This window comes from Mycobacterium sp. SMC-19, from assembly GCF_045310815.1.
Taxonomy (GTDB): domain Bacteria; phylum Actinomycetota; class Actinomycetes; order Mycobacteriales; family Mycobacteriaceae; genus Mycobacterium.
Map to the genome: position 1 here is coordinate 166823 of NZ_JBJIAM010000005.1, position 18746 is coordinate 185568.

Below are 18746 nucleotides of genomic sequence, written 5' to 3' on the forward strand. Positions count from 1 at the left end.
TCCCTTCATCCAATCATAGGATGTATGCCATCCTACTTTAGGTGACCCGCACCGCCCGCAACGACAGACTCGGCCAGTACGAGCACGACCTTGAACTGGAACTCGAGGGTGCGGCCGAATTCCGGCCGGCGACGATGGCGGCCGGCGGTGCACTCCTGACCGTCGCGGTGGTCTTGACCGCGCTGAACCTGCGCCCTGCGATCACCAGCGTGGGGCCGCTGCTCCCGGAGATGCGTGGCGCATTGGGCGCCTCGGACACCTGGGCCGGTGTCCTGACCACGTTGCCCGGTCTGTGCTTCGCCGCGGCGGGGCTGGCCGCGCCGTGGTTGTCGCGGCGGATCGGACTGGGCCGCACCGTTTCCGCGGCGTTGCTCATACTCATTGCGGGACTGCTGATCCGGGTCTGCGACGGACCCCTCGTGGTGCTCGGCGGAACACTGGTGGCGACCGCCGGAATCGCGTTGATCAACGTGCTGATCCCGGTGATCATCCGAGGATCCTTCCCGGCGCAGGTCGGCCTGATGACCGGGATCTACACCGCGGCACTCCAAGGGGGAGGAGCTTTGGGCTCCGCGGTCACCCCGGTGCTCGATGACGCCCTGGGCGGCTGGCGCTCGGCCCTGGGCGCGTGGAGTGCGCTGGCGTTGCTGGCACTGGCGGCATGGGTGGTGGGGGCCCGCGGATTCGACCGGCCCGGCACCGCCGCACCCGCGGCGACGACCAAGGGCCGCTCGCTGCTGCGCAGCAAGCTGGCATGGACCGTCACACTGTTCTTCGGCACGCAGTCGTTCCTCGCCTACGTGGTGATGGGCTGGCTACCCGAGGTGCTGATCGAGAACGGCACCAGCGAAACGCGCGCGGGCCTACTGCTCGGCCTGATCTCGCTGATCGCGGTGCCGATCAGCCTGATCGTCTCGCCGCTGGCGGCCCGCAGCGACAGCCAAAGCGGATGGATTGTCGGACTGGGGGTGCTCGGCATCTCCGGAATGCTCGGTCTGCTGATCGCGCCGGCGGCCGCGCCGCTGCTCTGGAGCGTGCTGGTGGGCCTGGGGATGAGCGTGTTCTCGTTGGCGCTCACCGTGATTGCGCTGCGAGCCCGCGACGCACAGGACACCGCGAGCCTGTCGGGGATGGCGCAAGGTTTCGGCTATCTGCTCGCCGGCGTCGGCCCGTTCATGTTCGGTCTGTTGCACCACGTCAGTGGTGGATGGACCGTGCCGTGGCTCATGATGCTCGCCGTCTACCTGGTGCAGACACTGGCGGGCGCCCTGGCCGGGCGCAACCGCTACGTCTGAGCCCGGATCCCTCGCCGAACGTGTACTGAGACCGGGGATTTCGCGACTTTTTCGGTCTCAGTACACGCTCGGCGAGGTGGACGCGAACGCTGGGTGCTAGGCGGTCCGCAACGACTCGGTGTCGATGACGAAGCGGTAGCGCACGTCGGATGCCAGCACGCGCTCGTAAGCGGTGTTGATGTAGTCCGGTTCGATGACCTCGATCTCGGGGCGCACGCCATGCTCGGCACAGAAGTTCAGCATCTCCTGGGTCTCGGCGATCCCGCCGATCAACGAGCCTGTCACGCTTCGTCGCATCCGAACCAGCGGACTCGGCGGCACTGTCAGGGCGTGTTCGGGCATGCCCAACTCGACCAGCGTGCCGTCCAGGGTGAGCAGGTTCAGATATGCGCCCAGGTCCAGGCTGGCTGAGACGGTGTTCAAGATGACGTCGAACTTGTCGCGCAGGTCCTTGAAGGTCTGTCGATCGCTGGTGGCGTGGTAGTGCTCGGCCCCCAGTCGCAGGCCGTCCTCCATCTTCTTCAGCGACTGCGACAGCACCGTCACCTCGGCGCCCATCGCCACCCCCAGCTTGACGGCCATGTGCCCCAGACCGCCCAGACCAACGACGGCAATCCGCTTGCCGGGACCGACATTCCAGTGCCGCAGCGGCGAATAGGTGGTCACGCCGGCGCAGAGCAGGGGAGCGGCGGCGTCCAGCGGAATCTCGTCCGGGATGCTCAGCACGTAGTTCTCGTCGACGACGATCGCGCCGCTGTAGCCGCCCTGGGTGGGCTGCCCATCGCGTCCGACGCCGGCATAGGTGCCGACCATGCCGCCGCCGGTGCAGTACTGCTCAACCCCGGCCTGGCAATTGGCGCACTCGCGGCAGGAGTCGACGAAGCAGCCGACGCCGACACGGTCGCCCACCTTGAACTTCGTCACCTCGGAACCGACGGCGGTCACCACTCCGGCGATCTCGTGGCCGGGAACCAGTGGGTATTGCGGACGTCCCCATTCGGCTCTGACGGTGTGGATGTCGGAGTGGCAGATGCCGGCGAAGGCGATGTCGAACACGACATCGTGCGGACCTGGGTCCCGGCGAGTGATGGTGGTCTTGCTCAGCGGGGCGTCGGGCGCGGTCGCAGCGTAAGCGGAAACGGTGCTCATAGTGGAGATTCCTCTTCAGATATACGTCGACACGTAAAAACATAGCTTAGCAAAGTTATTTGCTGCCATGTCTGTCCCCGTGGGGTGAGATCGGTCACCGCGGGCTTGGCGAGTGGGGGCGCCGGTTCAGTTGATCGGCGCGTTCACCCAGTGCAGATCCTCGACCACGCCGCGAGCGGCGACTGGCCCCTGCCCTCTCTGCCACACCTCGTTGTTGACGACGAACACCCGGCTGTCGCGGTTGGCCGCCAGCCGGCGCCAGGCGACACTGTCGAACACCGTGGCTGCCCGCGCCTTAACGGACGGCGAGGAAAGAGACACGTAGACGATGTCGCCGTCGGCTGCGGAGAAGTCCGCCCGGCCGGCCAGATCGGCATCGTTAGCTGGGATCTCGATGTAGGGCCGATCGGTGAATCGCTGCAACGGTGGGCGGTCCACGCCGACGGCCCTGAGCACGCTGGCGGCGAAGCCGGCGGACCCGTACACCCGCACGCTGTCGTCGGTGAGCGCCACTACCGACACCTGGAAGTGGGTGGCGTCGCTGACCTCGCGGGTCTCGGTTGCATATGCGCTGAACTTCTCCAGCACTTCGTCGGCGGCATCGGTGCGTGCGGTCGCGGCGCCCACACCGCGCACGTTGTCCTCCCATGCCGAGCCGGGTGTACCGGTGAACACGGTCGGGGCGATCGCGGCCAGCTCCGCATACCCGGGCGTCAGGCCCTGCGCGCCCAGGATCAGATCCGGATGCAAGGCGGCGATGGCGTCGGTATCGGGGTTGCTGGCCGAGCCCACTGACGGGACACCGTGCACCACGGCACCCAGGTAAGACGGCTGGTTCTCTGCGCCGTCCGGTACAGCGGCTCCGACCACGCGGGACTGCAGCCCGAGGGCGCACAGCGTGTCGAGCTGGTCGCCGGAGAGCACCACGATGCGCTCGGCCTGCTCGGGAACTTCGACGGTGGGCGGCTCCACCTCGGCCGCGTTATGGGCCCAGCGCATCGAGGGACCGGGGTCCGGGTGCGCCGGCTCCGCCGCGCAGGACTCGTCGGGGCGTCGATCATTGCCGAGCACACCAGCGCCGGCGACCATCGTCGTCGTAGTGGAGATCGAGGTCGGGGCGGTTTCCATCGCATCGCCCGCGCATCCGGCGGCCGTGAGCAAGGTCACGGAAAGCGCTACTGCGGACGCCGCCCGCCGGTCCACCCTGGTCACGCCGTGACGTTAACACCCACGGCGGAACACCCCTCGAGGAGACGAATACGACAGTTTGTAGGAGGCCTATACCGACCGGGCGACGCTCGGGGTTAGGATTCGAACAAGTTTCCCGGGATGCCCATGTTTGGAGGAATCTTGACCGCCGAAGCACCCCCTCGCGCAGAACTCGAGGCCAGTCGGCCCTTCCCTGCGTTGACGGGCCCCAAGGGCAGCCTGCTGTACAAGATGATCACCACCACCGATCACAAGCTGATCGGCATCATGTACTGCGTCGCCTGTATGGCCTTCTTCTTCATCGGCGGCCTGCTCGCGCTGCTCATGCGCACCGAGCTGGCGGTGCCGGGCCTGCAGTTCCTGTCCAACGAGCAGTTCAACCAGCTGTTCACCATGCACGGCACGGTGATGCTGCTGTTCTACGCCACCCCGATCGTGTTCGGGTTCTCCAACCTGGTGCTGCCGCTGCAGATCGGCGCCCCGGATGTGGCCTTCCCGCGCCTCAACGCGTTCTCGTTCTGGCTGTTCCTGTTCGGTGCGACCATCGCTCTGGCGGGCTTCATCACCCCCGGCGGCGCCGCCGACTTCGGCTGGACCGCCTACACCCCGCTGAGCGACGCGGTGCACTCCCCGGGTGCCGGTGGCGACCTGTGGATCATGGGCCTGGCCGTCGGTGGTCTGGGCACCATCCTCGGCGCGGTGAACATGATCACCACGGTGGCCTGCATGCGTGCCCCGGGCATGACGATGTTCCGGCTGCCGATCTTCACCTGGAACATCCTGGTCACCTCGATCCTGGTGCTGATCGTCTTCCCGTTGCTGACCGCTGCGCTGTTCGGCCTGGCCGTCGACCGTCATCTGGGCGGGCACGTCTATGACTCCGCCAACGGCGGTGTGTTGTTGTGGCAGCACCTGTTCTGGTTCTTCGGCCACCCCGAGGTGTACATCATCGCGCTGCCGTTCTTCGGCATCGTCAGCGAAGTGTTCCCGGTCTTCGCGCGCAAGCCGATCTTCGGCTACGTCACCCTGGTGTACGCGACGCTGAGCATCGCGGGACTGTCGACCGCGGTGTGGGCGCACCACATGTTCGCCACCGGTGCGGTGCTGCTGCCGTTCTTCTCGCTGCTGACCCTGATGATCGCCATCCCGACCGGTCTGAAGTTCTTCAACTGGATCGGCACCCTGTGGCGGGGCCAGCTGACCTTCGAGACGCCGATGCTGTTCGCGCTGGGCTTCATCGTCACGTTCCTGGCTGGTGGTCTGACCGGTGTCATGCTGGCCAGCCCGCCGCTGGACTTCCACGTCAGCGACAGCTACTTCCTGATCGCGCACTTCCACTACGTGCTGTTCGGCACCATCGTGTTCGCGACGTTCTCCGGGATCTACTTCTGGTTCCCGAAGATGACCGGCCGGCTGCTCGACGAGCGGCTCGGGAAGCTGCACTTCTGGTTGACCTTCATCGGCTTCCACACCACGTTCCTGATCCAGCACTGGCTGGGCAACATGGGTATGCCGCGTCGTTACGCCGACTACCTGCCCACCGACGGCTTCACCGCGTTCAACATCGTTTCGACCGTGGGCGCCTTCATCCTGGGCTCGTCGATGATCGCCTTCACCTGGAACGTGTTCAAGAGCTGGCGGTACGGCGAGGTCGTCACCGTCGACGACCCGTGGGGCTACGGCAACTCCCTGGAGTGGGCAACCAGCTGCCCGCCGCCGCGGCACAACTTCACCGAGCTGCCCCGGATCCGTTCGGAGCGTCCGGCTTTCGAGCTGCACTACCCGCACATGATCGATCGACTGCGGGCCGAGGCGCACGTCGGCCGTCACCCCGGTGACGAGCTGTACGAACCCGCAAACGCTTGATGAGCCTGTCGGGGGAGAGGCGGCGCCCGGTCGAGCCGGGCGCCCGCCGCGGGTGAGCACGCCCAAGGTGCCGGTGTTGATCACCGTCACCGGCGTCGATCAGCCCGGCGTGACGTCGGCCCTCTTCGAGGTGCTGTCGCGCTACCAGGTGGAGTTGCTCAACGTCGAGCAGGTCGTGGTTCGCGGTCGGCTCACGCTCGGTGTGCTGGTCTCCGTAGAGCCGAAGGTCGCTGACGGGACAGCGTTCGCCGATGAGGTCACCACCGCGATTCGCGGCGTGGGGCTAGATGTCACGATCGAACGCAGCGACGACGCGCCGATCATCGCGGCGCCCTCCACGCACCGGATCGTCGTCCTGGGACGGCCGGTGGCCGCCACCGCACTGGGCGCACTGGCACACGAGATCGCGGAGATCGACGCCAACATCGACATGATCCGCGGCGTTTCGGACTACCCGGTGACCGGGCTGGAACTGCGGGTTTCGGTGCCGGAAGGCGCCGCCGGCCAGTTGCAGTCCGCGTTGAGCAAAGTCGCCGCGGAGCAGCAGGTCGACGTCGCGTTCCAAGACGCCAGCCTGTCGCGCCGGACCAAGCGCCTGATCGTCTTCGACGTCGACTCCACCCTGATCCAGGGTGAAGTCATCGAGATGCTCGCCGATCGGGCCGGCGCCGGGGACGCGGTCGCCGCGATCACCGAGGCCGCGATGCGCGGCGAACTCGACTTCGCCGAGTCACTGCACCACCGGGTGTCCACCCTCGCGGGTCTGCCTGCCAGCGTCGTCGACGAGGTCGCCGCACAGATCGAGCTGACTCCCGGTGCTCGCACCACGGTGCGCACGCTTCGCCGCCTCGGCTTCAAATGCGGGGTGGTGTCCGGCGGTTTCCGGCAGGTGATCGAGCCGCTGGCGGCTGAGCTGCAGCTGGACTTCGTGGCGGCCAACGAACTCGAGATCGTCGACGGCAAACTCACCGGCCGGGTGATCGGTCCGGTGGTGGACCGGGCCGGCAAGGCCGAGTCGTTGCGGGAGTTCGCCTCCCAGGTGGGTGTGTCGCTGGAGCAGACCGTGGCGGTCGGCGACGGCGCCAACGACATCGACATGCTGTCCACGGCGGGCCTGGGTGTGGCGTTCAACGCCAAGCCGGCGTTGCGCGAGGTGGCCGATGCCTCGCTGAGCTACCCGTACCTGGACACGGTGCTGTTCTTGCTCGGGGTCACCCGTGCTGAGATCGAGGCCGCCGACGCACACGACGGTGTGCTGCGCCGGGTCGAGATCCCGCCGGTCTAGAACAGGGCGCCGAGCACGATCAACGGCAGTAATCCGATGTCAGCGGCAAGCGGGATGCCGATCGCGTCCAGCACGTTGCCGTCGGCGAGCTCGGACATGAACACGTCGTAGTTGTACTGGGGCAGGGTGAACAGCACTGCGCTGAGCATGTCCAGCGGCGGGAAACCGGTGTGCGGCGGGAACGTTTCGAAGAGGTCCTGCCAGGTGGTGGGCACGAAGGACAGCAGCGAGCTATCGCCCCCTTCGACGGCCTGTGCGGTCTTGAGTAGCTGTTCAGCCCAGTCCGGCAACGAATAGACGTAGTTGGCCGGGTCCATCAAAGTGTTGAAGGCGTCGGTGATGCCCTTCTGCACGCCGTCGAACAGGGCCTGCGGAACCTGTTGCAGGACACTGAGGTCCGGTAAGAAGCCGATTCCCGTGGGTACATCGGCGAACCCGGGGCTCCAGCCGTGCTCGATGTTGCCGTAGCCCAGGTTCACCAGCACTTCCAGGGCAGGTTGCAGCAGGTCGACCATCGGCGGGCCGACGAACGGCAGCGCTTCCAGCGGCGCGAGCAGGGGCAAGGTGCCGGCCGGAATCATGTAGTAGTCGGTCAGGACGTCATCGGACGAGGTTGGCAGCTGCACCGCATTCGCGATCTCCTCGGGATCCAGGCCCAGGTAGGTCACGTGCTCGAAGAAGATGCCCATCACGGCGTTGAGGGTGGACAAGAAGTTGAGCGGGTACTGCGGGAAGTCGGCAAAGCCGTCGTATTCGTGGGTGTAGACGGTGGTCGGGAACAGGTCACTGGGCTGGGGCCCGCTGAACGTCAACCCGAGGCTCGGGATGTCCTGATGGGCACCGGCGGGCAGATCGAAGCGGGACAGCATTCCCCCGTTGGGCAGGGTCTCATCACCGATCAGCACGAAGTGCACGTAATCGCTGGGCACACCCTCGTCGGCGAGCTGCTGCATCAGCAACGAGGAAATCACCGCGCTCTGCGACCACCCGAACACCACCACGGGGTTCTCGGCATCGACGTGCCCGCCGACGATCTGTCGCAGGATCGCGAGCTCCAGGATCTGGCTGCCCTCTGCGGCCGACTCGTCGAAGGTGCCGGTGAACGGGCCGAGGAAGGGGTACAGCGCCTCTGGGGTGGTGATGATCTGGGTGGTTCCGGTGAAGCCCAGCGGGGCCAGGTAGAGCTCGTTGACCGTGTCCGCGTAGGTCTGCCCCGGGGTGGGCATACCGCTGCCGCCCATGATCAGAGCCGTTCCGCCGCCCAGCGGCGCTTCGGCGTCGGCGAGCTGCACCGCTTGGACGACGGGATCCGCGGCAGCGGGGGAGGCGATGAAACCGGCACCGACAAGGCCGACCGCGAGAACACTGGGAAGACGAATCATCGAAGCCCCCTGAACCAAAGCCTGAGAACCGGTGTGGGCCGACCTCGGCAAACATTACAACAGCACAACGCCGCATCGGTGCGAAGAAGATCAGCCGGGAACGTGCGCCGGCTACCGGCACCCCGGTCGGTCGTCGCGGAGCCGGGATACGGCACGATAGGGCCGTGCCCGATACCGGACGTTCCGCTCCCGCAACCGGGGCCGATCAGGATCTGTTGATCCACTTCGAGGGCATTTCGCTGTGCCGTGACGGGCGCTCTCTGGTGGGGCCGCTGGACTGGTCGGTCGAACTCGACGAACGCTGGGTGATCATCGGCCCCAACGGGGCGGGCAAGACGTCGTTGCTGCGGATCGCCGCCGCCACCGAACACCCGTCCTCGGGTGTGGCCTACGTGTTGGGCGAACAGCTGGGCCGCGTCGACACCACCGAGCTGCGGGCCCGGGTGGGACTGAGCTCCTCCTCGCTGGCGCAGCGGATCCCGGGCGGGGAAACGGTCAGCGACCTGGTGATCTCGGCCGGCTACGCGGTGCTGGGACGGTGGCGGGAGCGCTACGACGCCGTCGACCACGAGCGGGCGGTCGACCTGTTGGAGAGCCTGGGCGCCGAACACCTGGCCGATCGCACCTACGGGACGTTGTCCGAAGGCGAGCGCAAGCGGGTGCTGATCGCCCGCGCCCTGATGACCGATCCGGAGCTGCTACTGCTCGACGAGCCGGCGGCCGGCCTGGACTTGGGTGGGCGTGAGGAGCTGGTGGCGCGCCTGGGGGACCTGGCCGCTGACCCCGACGCCCCGGCGATCGTGCTGGTCACCCACCACGTCGAGGAGATCCCGATCGGCTTCAGTCACTGCCTACTGCTGGCCGAGGGCCGCGCTGTGGCCGCCGGACTGCTCGAGGATGTGCTCACGGCCGAAAACCTCTCGGCCACATTCGGCCAGTCGATCTCCCTGGATGTCATCGACGGGCGCTACTTCGCGCGCCGGACCCGAAGCCGAGCAGCCCACCGGAGGCGCGCATGAACGAACCCCAGCCACCACCGTTGCCGACGCGACCGGCCGCGACCGTGATGTTGGTACGCCAGGACGCCCCCGGCGGGGCGGGCCTCGACGTGTTCCTGATGCGCCGCCACGCTGCGATGGAGTTCGCTGCCGGGGTGATGGTGTTTCCCGGCGGTGGGGTCGACGACCGTGACCGCAGCGCCGAGATCGCCTGGCACGGGCCAGAGCCGACGTGGTGGGCGCGGCGTTTCGGAGTGGACGTCGACCTGGCCGCGGCACTGGTGTGCGCTGCCGCACGCGAGACCTTCGAGGAATCCGGGGTACTGTTCGCCGGCCCTGCCGATGATCCCGACCGGGTTGTCTCCGATGCGTCGGTGTACGCCGAATCCCGGCGAGCGCTGAACGCCGGCGAGCTGTCGTTCGCCGACTTTCTGCGCACCGAGAATCTGGTGATGCATGCCGAGCTGCTGCGGCCCTGGGCGAACTGGGTGACCCCGGAAGCCGAGCGCACCCGCCGCTACGACACCTACTTTTTCGTGGGCGCTCTGCCGGTCGGGCAGCGAGCGGATGGCGAGAACACCGAATCCGACCGCGCCGGCTGGCTCACCCCCGAAGCCGCGATCGACGACTTCGCGGCCGGGAACAGCTTTTTGCTGCCGCCGACCTGGACACAGCTGGATTCACTCATCGGGCGCAGCATCGAGGCCGTCATGGCGGTGGAACGGCAGATCGTGGTGGTGCAGCCGGACCTGGCTCGCCGAGGGGACAACTGGGAGATCGAGTTCTTCAATTCCGACCGCTACAACGCCGCGCGTGGGAAGCGTTGGCCGGGATGAGCGAATTCGTCACCGTGCACACCTCGGGCGAGGGGCCCGGGGTGGCCACCCTGGTGGTCTCACGTGCACCGACCAACGCCATGACCCGGCAGGTCTACCGGGAGATCACCGCGGCCGCGGCCCAGGTGTCGGCGCGCGACGACGTCGCCGCCGTGGTGTTGTACGGGGGCCACGAGATCTTCTGCGCCGGTGACGATGTGCCCGAACTGCGCACGCTGATCGCGGCAGAGGCACAGGTGTTCGCCCGCGTGCGCCACGATGCCGTGCAAGCGGTGGCGGCAATCGGGAAGCCGACCGTGGCCGCGATCACCGGCTACGCGCTGGGCAGTGGTCTGGCGCTGGCACTTGCCGCGGACTGGCGAATCAGCGGCGACAACGTCAAGTTCGGGGCGACCGAGATCCTGGCCGGCCTCGCTCCCGACGGCGGCGGACTGGCTCGCCTGGCCCGCACCATCGGTGCCAGCCGAGCCAAGGAACTGGCCTACAGCGGCCGGTTCTTCGATGCCGAAGAGGCGCTGGCCCTGGGTCTGGTCGACGACATGGTCGCCCCCGACGGCGTCTACGACGCCGCGATCGCCTGGGCTCGGCGCTTCATCGGCACCCCGGCGCAGGCGCTGGCCGCGGCCAAGGCCTCGATCGACTCGATCGAAACCGAACGTCCAGCCGACCGGGCCGGCGCGGACCAACGCCGCTACGGCGAGCTGTTCGCCGCCGGTATCGGCCCCGCCGGGGACGGCCCTTAGCCGCCACGCCAGAACGACTTGGGGCAGTGACGGTTTCTTTTCACGTTTTTATCAGCTAACGTCCAGTCAGCGGCGAAGGCCGCCACGATCCCGGCGTTAGGAATCCATCATGCAGTCACCTGCCATCCGCCCCTGGACCACCGCGGCCATCGCCCTGCTGGGCGCGGGCGCCGTTGCGTCCGGCCCGGTCGTGATGCCGCAGGCCGGAGCCGTCGCGGTCGACATCCTGCTGGCCGCTCAGGACATCACGCTCGACCTGGTGCGCCACGGCCAGTCGGTGGACAACGCCGAGGACATCTTGGGCACCCTTCCGCCGGGCGCTCCGCTCACCGAACTCGGGCAGCAGCAGGCGGAGGACGTGGCGCCGCTGATCGATGCTGCATACCCGGGCGGGCTCGCCGGCATCTATGCGTCGGAGTTCATTCGTGCGCAGGACACCGCGCAGCCGCTGGCTGATCTGTTGGGGATGGACGTCATGGTCCTCGCCGGGCTCAACGAGATCAACGCGGGATGGTTCGAAGGGCACGATCTCAACATCCTCACCGAGATCGCCTACGCCCTGCCGACTTTCATGTGGGCCTTGGGTCAGTACTGGGTGCCGATGCTGGGGTCAACGATCGACCCCAACGGGGTGGCGTTCAACGATCGTGTCACCGAAGCGATCGACGCCATCTACAACAACACCGTCACCGACCCGGCGAACCCGCTGAATGACGCGGTGTTCGCCCACGCCGGAACGATCTCGATCTGGACGTTGATGAACGTCAAGAACCCGGATTTCGGGCTCGTCCTCAGCGAACTGCTCGACACCCACAGTCCGCTGGCCAACACCGGCCAGGTGGTGATCGAGGGCAACCCCACCGACGGCTGGACGCTGGTCAGCTGGGGCGGGCACGAGGTGTCGCAGACCCCGGACCTGTTCACCGGTCTGTTCGTCGACTGGCGGGAGCTGAACGTTGCGCCGCAGATCGCGACCTGGCACATCCTGGAGGCATTGCAGGGCGGGGATCAGGCCGAAATCGCTGCCGCAGTGCAGACCGGGTTCGACCAGGTTCTCGGGGCCATCACCGCGTTCCCGCAGGCTGTGTTCGAAACGATCACCGGCGCGCTGGGCGGCTAGCGCGCCGCGCCGGACTTTGGCGGTTCAGGAGTTCGGCGGATTAAGCATTGACATAGGAAAACCACGGGATTACCTTCAGCGAAGTATTGCGCTACGCGTCGGAGCGTAACGGAAGCTATCGACTCGCTGAAGGAGAAGGTCATGCACCACACCCGTCCGTGGATCACCGCCGGGGTTGCCCTTGTCGGCGCCGGCCTCGTGGCTGTCGCCCCGGTGGCCCCGATAGCCGGACCTTTGCCCACCGTCGCTGTGTCCAGCATCCAGCTGACCGCAGCGGACATCGTGCTGGATCTGGTCCGGCACGGGCAATCGACGGAGAACGTGTCGGACTACGTCGGGACGACGCCGCCGGGTGCTCCGCTCACCGACTTGGGTGAGCAACAGGCCATCGATGTCGGGAACAGCCTCTTCAACGGCGGCGACAACGACATCGCGCGGGTCTGGGCCTCGGACTTCCTGCGAGCTCAGCAGACGGCGTGGCCGCTGGCGCAGTTGCTGCTGGGCAACAGCAACTACGACCAGATCCCGGAAGGTCCGACCCCGCTGCTCGACCCGAGTCAGATCCTGTCCGGGCTCGGCGAGATCAATGCCGGGTGGCTGGAGGGGCAGAGCGGCACCCTCGGCGGCCTGCTCTATCTCCTGCCCACCATTGCGTGGATGACCGGGGCCTACTGGGTGCCGATGCTGGGCTCGGACGTCAACCCCAACGGGATGGCGTTCCAGGACAACTACAGTGGCGCGATTCAGACGATCTACGACACCAGTACGGCAGACCCGGACAGCGCCGGGACCGAGGTGGCGTTCTCGCACGGCGCGGCGATCATGGCGTGGACGATGATGAACGTCAAGAACCCCGATTGGGGGCTGTTCTTGGAGACGCTGGCGGGTGACCGCGGGCTCCCCAACACCGGCCAGGTCGTGGTCGAGGGCAACCCCACCGACGGCTGGACGCTGGTCAGCTGGAATGGCACCGAGGTCGCGGAGAACCCGGGCCTGCTCACCGGGTTGTTCGTCGACTTCCGTGACCTGATCGTCGCGCCGCAGATGGCCGGCTGGCACGTCTGGGAGGCCATTCTGGGCGGCGACCCCACCGACATCTTGGCCGCGTTGCAGACCGGCTTCAGCGACGTGTTCTCCGCGCTCGTGGAGTTCCCGCAAGCCGTGATCGACACCATCACCGGTTCCCTGGGCGATGCCGCGGGCACCGGCTCCGCAGATGCGATGGGCGACCTGCTGGCGGCCCTGGCGATCTAAGCCGCAGCAGTGCCGAAGCCGGGTGCGGCAGCAACTCGCCGCACCCGGCTTCGCTGTCCCTGAAGGCGGCCCCGTGATTCGCTGAAGGCCGGGTATTGCCCAGCTCTCTCCCGCCTGGGTACCATGTGATATCGGTCACACCGCGTCCCATCTGGGGGGATGGACATGCAGCGAGTCGTCAACCGTACGTGGATAGCCGCCGTCATCACTCTGGTCGGGCTCGGGGGCGCCACCGTCACTCCGGTGGTATCCCCGCCCGCCGCAGCGCTCGTGGTCGATATCCAGCTCACCGCGGATGCCGAGCAGATCACGCTCGATCTGGTGCGGCACGGCCAATCGACCGACGACCTCAACAACATCCTCGGCACGCTGCCACCGGGTGCTCCGCTCACCGAGGCAGGGGTACAGCAGGCGAACGCCGTCGCCCAGGCCATTGCGGGCGAGTTCCCGAATGGCATCTCCGGCATCTATGCCTCCGAGCTCATCCGGACCCAGGAGACAGCGGACCCGCTGGCGCAGGCGCTGATGATGGACGTGCAGATCCTCGCCGGGCTCAACGAGGTGGGCGCCGGCATCTTCGAAGGCCAACCACGTGACCTGACGACCGAGATCGGCTACTTCGCGCCGATGGCAGCGTGGGTCCTCGGCTTCGTACTGGTGCCAGAGTTCGGCGGCATCAACGGCGTGCAGTTCGACGAGCAGGTCGGCGGCGCCATCGACACCATCTACACCAACACCATTGCCGGCGATGGCCCACTGGCTGACGTGGCGTACACCAGCGGCGGAGTGATCGCCATCTGGACATTGATGAACGTGCAGAACCCGCCCGTATTGCTGCTTCTGCAGCAGTTGCTCGAGACGCTGGGGCCGCCACCCAATGCCGGTCAAGCCATCCTGCAGGGCAGCCCCACTGACGGCTGGACGATGGTCAGCTGGGACGGGACGCCAGTCCCGCAGACCCCGGATCTGTTCACCGGCTTGTTCGTCGACGTCCGAGACCTGATCGTCGCACCGCAGGTGGCCGCCTGGAACGTCTGGGAGGCCATTCAGGGCGGCGATTCCGCCGACATCACCGCCGCGCTGCAGACCGGCTTTAACGACGTGCTCGCGGCATTCACCGCGTTCCCGCAAGCGGTGATCGACACCATCACCGGCGCCTTGGGCGACAGCACCGGCTCAGCCGCCGACTCGATGGCCGACGGTTTGGTGGGAGCGATCTGACCCGGGGCGGGGCCAGCCGTTAGGCTGGCTCACTATGACGAGCACGGACCCGACGCCGAACCCGCACGCCACCGCTGAGCAGGTGGAGGCCGCCCGGCACGACAGCAAGCTCGCTCAGGTGCTCTATCACGACTGGGAGGCCGAGCAGTACGACGAGAAGTGGTCGATCTCCTACGACGAGCGCTGTATCGACTACGCCCGCGGCCGCTTCGATGCGATCGTGCCGGCCGCTGAGCGCACCGGAGAAGCACCGCTGTACGACCGGGCGCTGGAACTGGGCTGCGGCACGGGATTCTTCCTGCTCAACCTGATGCAGTCCGGCGTAGCGCGGCGCGGCTCGGTCACCGACCTGTCGCCGGGCATGGTTAAGGTCGCCACCCGCAACGGTCAGTCCCTGGGCCTGGACGTCGACGGGCGGGTCGCCGACGCCGAGGGCATCCCGTACGAGGACAACACCTTCGACCTGGTGGTCGGCCATGCGGTGCTGCACCACATCCCCGACGTCGAACTGTCGCTGCGCGAGGTGGTCCGGGTGCTCAAGCCCGGTGGGCGATTCATCTTCGCCGGCGAACCCACCACGGTCGGCAACTTCTATGCCCGCCGGCTGGCCGACCTGACCTGGAAGACCACGGTCGCCGCGATGAAGCTGCCCGGAATGGGCTCCTGGCGCCGACCGCAGGAAGAGCTCGACGAGAACTCGCGCGCCGCCGCACTCGAGTGGATCGTGGACCTGCACACCTTCGAGCCGCGCGACCTGGAGCGGATGGCGAGCAACGCCGGCGCGGTCGACGTGCAGACCGCCAGCGAAGAGTTCACCGCCGCCATGCTGGGCTGGCCGGTCCGGACCTTCGAGTCGACGGTCCCGCCGGGCAAGCTCGGCTGGGGCTGGGCGCGGTTCGCCTTCGGCAGCTGGACGGCCTTGAGCTGGGTGGACTCCAACATCTGGCGCCGGGTGGTCCCCAAGGGCTGGTTCTACAACCTGATGATCACCGGGGTTAAGCCGTCCTGACTGCCGGCTTCAGATTTGAAGTCGACGACGTCGGCTATCTGAGCTCGCCGGTCGGGGTCACCGCCCTGGCCGAGGTCGGCGGCTTCGCGCTCACCGACGCCAGCCGGATCGCCGACATCACCGCCCTGCGCGGCCGCTTCGGCACCCGCGCGCCCGCGTTGGTGGAGACCGTGCTGCTGCGCCGGCGTGCCGCCGCCAAACTCGCTGAGCTGCCCGAGACGTCGCGGTGGCTGTTCACCGACGAGGCCCTGCAACAGGCCAGTGCCGCCCCGGTGGCGCGGCACCGGGCTCACCGCATCGCCGCCGCGGCACCAGGTGCCGTCGTGCACGACGTGACCTGCTCGGTCGGCACCGAGCTGGCCGCCTTCCTGGCGGCCGGCCTGCCGGCGGATCGGCTGCTGGGCAGTGATCTCGACTCGGTACGGCTGGCGATGGCGCGCCACAACGTGGGCGTCGACTGCGTTGTACGAGCCGATGCACTGGTGCCGGTCAGCCGCGGCACGGTGGTGTTGGCCGACCCCGGCCGGCGAGGCGGCGGGCGGCGTCGTTTCGACCCGACCGACTATCAGCCCGCCCTGGATCGGTTGCTGGATGTCTACCGCGACCGCGACATGGTGGTAAAGGTCGCTCCCGGAATCGATTTCGACAAGGTGGGGGAGCTCGGATTTCAGGGCGAGATCGAAGTCACCTCGTGGCGCGCCTCGGTGCGGGAGGCCTGTCTGTGGTCGCCCGCCCTGGCCGAGACCGGGGTGCGCCGCCGGGCGGTGATCCTGGACCGCGACGAGCAGATCACCGACGCCGACCCGCCCGACTGTGATGTGCGTCCGGCGGGGCGCTGGCTCATCGACCCCGACGGTGCGGTGGTGCGGGCCGGTCTGGTCCGCCAGTACGGCGCCCGGCATGGGCTGTGGCAGCTCGATCCCGACATCGCCTATCTCTCCGGTGACGAATTGCCGGACGGGGTACGCGGATTCGAGGTGCTCGAGTCGCTGGCCTACAGCGAGAAACGCCTCCGTCAGGTGTTGACGGCACGCGACTGCGGTGCCCTGGAGATCCTGGTGCGCGGTGTACGCGACGTGCAGGCCGACCCGGACGGGCTGCGTCGCCGGTTGCGGCTGCGCGGGGCGCAGGCCCTGTCGGTGGTGATCACCCGCATCGGGACGGGGGCAGCGGCGCGGGCGATTGCGTTCGTCTGCCGTCCGTCGCGCTAAGGCGCCCGGTAGGCTGTCGTCTTCGGGCCATTCCTGCTTGCTGCGGCAAGGCGAGACAAAGCGAGACAAACCGACAATGCGCATTCTGGTGGCCGCCCTGGTGGCGGGCGGTGCGGTGGGCAGTTGGCTGGGCATGACGGGTGTGCCCTCGGCGGGCGCGGTGTCGCCCTGTGCCGAACTGGGCGGCACGCTCGAGTCCGGGCAATGCCACGTCCACTCGTCCAATGCCAACTACACCCTGGATATGCGGTTTCCGGTCGACTACCCCGACCAGCAGACCCTGACCGACTACCTGGTGCAGAACCGCGACGGGTTCTTGACCGTGGCCAAGTCACCCGGGTCGCGGGATATGCCGTACGAAATGGATGCCACATCTGAGCAGCACCGTTCGGGTCAAGCCCCCAAAGGCACCCAGAGCGTCGTGCTGAAGATCTTCCAAGACCTCGGCGGCCCGCAGCCCTCCACCTGGTACCAGTCGTTCAACTACGACCTGGGGACGCGCAAGCCGATCACGTTCGAGACCCTGTTCGTGCCGGGCAGCAAGCCGCTGGAAGTGATCTTTCCGGTCGTGCAGCGCGACCTCGAGCGCCAAACCGGAGTGCCGGCCATCCTGATCTCGTCGGGTTCCGGGATGGACCCGGCGCACTACCAGAACTTCGCCATCACCAACGACGAGGTGATCTTCTATTTCGCACCCGGCGAGCTGCTGCCGATGAGCTCCGGCGCCACTTCGGTGAAAGTGCCGCGCACGGCACTCCCGGCGCTGGCCGTCTAAGCGATCGCGCTGGGGGAGTAGTCGCGATTACGCGGGGGCGAAGCTGAACACCTGACCGGCGCTGGTGGCGACCGCCACCCGCCGGTCATTGCCGACCGACACCCCGACGGGAAACCCGCGCGCCTCGGGCAGCGGATAGCTGTTGATGGTGTGGCCGTCTGCCGGGTCGAACACCAGCAGCGACAAACCTGCCGGGCCGAGGCTGGTGCCCGCGACCACGGTGTAGCCCACCTTGCCGGCCAGGCTCGACGAGGACAGCGGCACGGTGTCCTCGCGGCGCCACACCTGCTCGGCGTAGTCACCGCGGTCGGCGTAGGCGACCAGTTCGGTGTCGGGGCCACCGCCCGAGACGATCAATCCGCCGGGCGTCACCGCCGGTGGTGTTTGGGCCAGGAACTTCAGTGGCACTGACCATTTCGCCTTGCCGTCGGCGGCATTGATCGCCCACAGGCGTTGGTCGCGCCCGTTGACGTAGACCGTCTCACCGTCGGCGGACAGCACGGGGCTGGCCAATACCCCGGCCGCGACGGCGTCGCTGCTCCACTCCTGGGTGAGCAGTGGGACGCCGCCCGGGTGGTATTTGAGGCCGACCAAGCCGGACTCCTTGGCGCCCGGCTGCCACAGGCTCACCACCGCGATATTGCTCTCCGGCGAGAAGGCCGGGGCGGCGGCGACCGGGCAGTCGGGCCGCGCGCCGGCGCAGTCGGACAATCCGCGCCGGAAGTCGGTCGGGTCGACACCGTCCACCAGGTCCAGCGGGGTGCCGACGACGGCGCCGCGGTGCGCATCGAAAACCAGTACCTGGCCCAGATGGGTCACGACCAGCAGCTGGCCGTCGCCGAGGATCCGCGGCGTTGAGGGCATTCCGATCACCGGTGCGCGCCAGCGGATCCACTGGGTGGGCGGGAACGACAGCATGGCGCCCGGCTGTCCGACATAGACGTTGTCGAAGCCGTCGATGAGCGGGCTGAAGAACCCACCGCCCTGATGCAGCCGTGTGCACCAGCGTTGCCGGCCGCGGTCGGCGTTCTCCCACTGCATCAGCGAGCAACCCGAGTCGGTCTGGGCGTTGAGCATCATCCAGCCGTGGACGCCCAGGGCGGGCTGGGCTCCCAGCTCACCCTTGACCGAGCGGATCCAGTCCAGTTGCAGGTCGGCGGCTCCCGCGGTGGCGGTATGACTGCTGTTGGCGGCGTCCGCGTACTGGGCGGGCCAGCCCGGCGCGGGCGCGGCATCCACCCACGAATCGGTGTTGGAGCAGCCGCCAAGAAGCCCCGCCAGCGCCATCATTGCGATTCCGGCTAGGACACCACGTCGCCGCAACACAGTGGCAATCCCCAATCCCCGGCCGGTCAGTGAACGAGTCCAGGTGAGGGTAGCGCGTGGGTAGATC

At 67.6% G+C, this 18746-nt stretch carries 15 protein-coding genes; 11 read left to right on the forward strand and 4 right to left on the reverse strand.

Translation table 11 applies throughout. From position 1 onward, the window contains the following. The first annotated feature begins 41 nt into the window (after nt 1-41). Entirely contained in the window at nt 42-1295 is a 1254-nt protein-coding gene (locus ACJH5R_RS12995; RefSeq protein WP_406782099.1) for a CynX/NimT family MFS transporter, read from the forward strand. 96 nt (nt 1296-1391) lie between these two features. Here the strand turns inward: ACJH5R_RS12995 and ACJH5R_RS13000 are convergent, their stop codons facing one another. Both ACJH5R_RS13000 and ACJH5R_RS13005 read right to left on the reverse strand, forming a co-directional pair. Beyond that, complete coding sequence (locus ACJH5R_RS13000; protein WP_406782100.1) at nt 1392-2444, reverse strand: NAD(P)-dependent alcohol dehydrogenase; 1053 nt, start codon at nt 2442-2444, stop codon at nt 1392-1394. 126 nt (nt 2445-2570) lie between these two features. Continuing rightward, nucleotides 2571-3656, reverse strand: coding sequence for an iron-siderophore ABC transporter substrate-binding protein (locus ACJH5R_RS13005; protein ID WP_406782101.1), 1086 nt, complete (start codon nt 3654-3656; stop codon nt 2571-2573). Between the two features lie 138 nt (nt 3657-3794). Here ACJH5R_RS13005 and ctaD point away from each other — a divergent pair, with 138 nt between their 5' ends. Together ctaD and serB are read left to right on the forward strand one after the other, a co-directional pair. Continuing rightward, nucleotides 3795-5519 (forward strand): cytochrome c oxidase subunit I, encoded by a 1725-nt coding sequence (gene ctaD, locus ACJH5R_RS13010; protein WP_406757626.1) that lies wholly within the window; start codon nt 3795-3797, stop codon nt 5517-5519. Nucleotides 5520-5571: 52 nt separating this feature from the next. Further along, nucleotides 5572-6804, forward strand: a complete 1233-nt coding sequence (serB, locus tag ACJH5R_RS13015; RefSeq protein ID WP_406757479.1) for a phosphoserine phosphatase SerB — start codon at nt 5572-5574, stop codon at nt 6802-6804. Here serB and ACJH5R_RS13020 read toward each other — a convergent pair. After that, entirely contained in the window at nt 6801-8186 is a 1386-nt protein-coding gene (locus tag ACJH5R_RS13020) for a PE-PPE domain-containing protein (protein WP_406757478.1), read from the reverse strand. The two genes, serB and ACJH5R_RS13020, sit on opposite strands and share 4 nt — an antisense overlap. A 146-nt stretch (nt 8187-8332) precedes the next feature. Here ACJH5R_RS13020 and ACJH5R_RS13025 point away from each other — a divergent pair, with 146 nt between their 5' ends. From ACJH5R_RS13025 to ACJH5R_RS13060, 8 genes are all read left to right on the forward strand, one after another. Further along, complete coding sequence (locus tag ACJH5R_RS13025; RefSeq protein WP_406757625.1) at nt 8333-9205, forward strand: ABC transporter ATP-binding protein; 873 nt, start codon at nt 8333-8335, stop codon at nt 9203-9205. A gap of 811 nt (nt 9206-10016) precedes the next feature. Next, nucleotides 10017-10763 carry an enoyl-CoA hydratase gene (locus tag ACJH5R_RS13030; RefSeq protein WP_406782102.1) on the forward strand — a complete coding sequence of 249 codons (747 nt, stop codon included), beginning with the start codon at nt 10017-10019 and terminating at the stop codon, nt 10761-10763. A 109-nt stretch (nt 10764-10872) separates the two neighbouring features. Beyond that, the gene (locus ACJH5R_RS13035) at nt 10873-11883 is read left to right on the forward strand and encodes a histidine phosphatase family protein (protein WP_406782103.1); all 1011 of its coding nucleotides are present in this window, start codon (nt 10873-10875) and stop codon (nt 11881-11883) included. 141 nt (nt 11884-12024) lie between these two features. Then, on the forward strand, nt 12025-13137 hold the full coding sequence (locus ACJH5R_RS13040) for a histidine phosphatase family protein (RefSeq protein WP_406782104.1): 1113 nt from the start codon (nt 12025-12027) through the stop codon (nt 13135-13137). A gap of 159 nt (nt 13138-13296) precedes the next feature. Next, nucleotides 13297-14358 carry a histidine phosphatase family protein gene (locus ACJH5R_RS13045; protein ID WP_406757473.1) on the forward strand — a complete coding sequence of 354 codons (1062 nt, stop codon included), beginning with the start codon at nt 13297-13299 and terminating at the stop codon, nt 14356-14358. Between the two features lie 34 nt (nt 14359-14392). After that, nucleotides 14393-15367, forward strand: coding sequence for a class I SAM-dependent methyltransferase (locus tag ACJH5R_RS13050; protein ID WP_406757472.1), 975 nt, complete (start codon nt 14393-14395; stop codon nt 15365-15367). Further along, nucleotides 15364-16578, forward strand: coding sequence for a THUMP-like domain-containing protein (locus ACJH5R_RS13055; protein WP_406757624.1), 1215 nt, complete (start codon nt 15364-15366; stop codon nt 16576-16578). The genes ACJH5R_RS13050 and ACJH5R_RS13055 overlap by 4 nt, the downstream gene beginning before the upstream one ends. Before the next feature lie 76 nt (nt 16579-16654). Continuing rightward, nucleotides 16655-17353, forward strand: coding sequence for an esterase (locus ACJH5R_RS13060; protein WP_406757471.1), 699 nt, complete (start codon nt 16655-16657; stop codon nt 17351-17353). Nucleotides 17354-17380: 27 nt separating this feature from the next. Here the strand turns inward: ACJH5R_RS13060 and ACJH5R_RS13065 are convergent, their stop codons facing one another. After that, nucleotides 17381-18643, reverse strand: coding sequence for a PQQ-binding-like beta-propeller repeat protein (locus ACJH5R_RS13065; protein WP_406757470.1), 1263 nt, complete (start codon nt 18641-18643; stop codon nt 17381-17383). Nucleotides 18644-18746: the final 103 nt, after the last annotated feature.

What these genes read in the sequence shown, in the direction of transcription:
- ACJH5R_RS13000 (WP_406782100.1), bottom strand. Translation starts at nt 2,444, where the DNA reads ATGAGCACCGTTTCCGCTTACGCTGCGACCGCGCCCGACGCCCCGCTG.
- ACJH5R_RS13020 (WP_406757478.1), bottom strand. Translation starts at nt 8,186, where the DNA reads ATGATTCGTCTTCCCAGTGTTCTCGCGGTCGGCCTTGTCGGTGCCGGT.
- ACJH5R_RS13030 (WP_406782102.1), top strand. Translation starts at nt 10,017, where the DNA reads ATGAGCGAATTCGTCACCGTGCACACCTCGGGCGAGGGGCCCGGGGTG.
- ACJH5R_RS13035 (WP_406782103.1), top strand. Translation starts at nt 10,873, where the DNA reads ATGCAGTCACCTGCCATCCGCCCCTGGACCACCGCGGCCATCGCCCTG.
- ACJH5R_RS13040 (WP_406782104.1), top strand. Translation starts at nt 12,025, where the DNA reads ATGCACCACACCCGTCCGTGGATCACCGCCGGGGTTGCCCTTGTCGGC.
- ACJH5R_RS13045 (WP_406757473.1), top strand. Translation starts at nt 13,297, where the DNA reads ATGGACATGCAGCGAGTCGTCAACCGTACGTGGATAGCCGCCGTCATC.
- ACJH5R_RS13050 (WP_406757472.1), top strand. Translation starts at nt 14,393, where the DNA reads ATGACGAGCACGGACCCGACGCCGAACCCGCACGCCACCGCTGAGCAG.
- ACJH5R_RS13060 (WP_406757471.1), top strand. Translation starts at nt 16,655, where the DNA reads ATGCGCATTCTGGTGGCCGCCCTGGTGGCGGGCGGTGCGGTGGGCAGT.
- ACJH5R_RS13065 (WP_406757470.1), bottom strand. Translation starts at nt 18,643, where the DNA reads ATGATGGCGCTGGCGGGGCTTCTTGGCGGCTGCTCCAACACCGATTCG.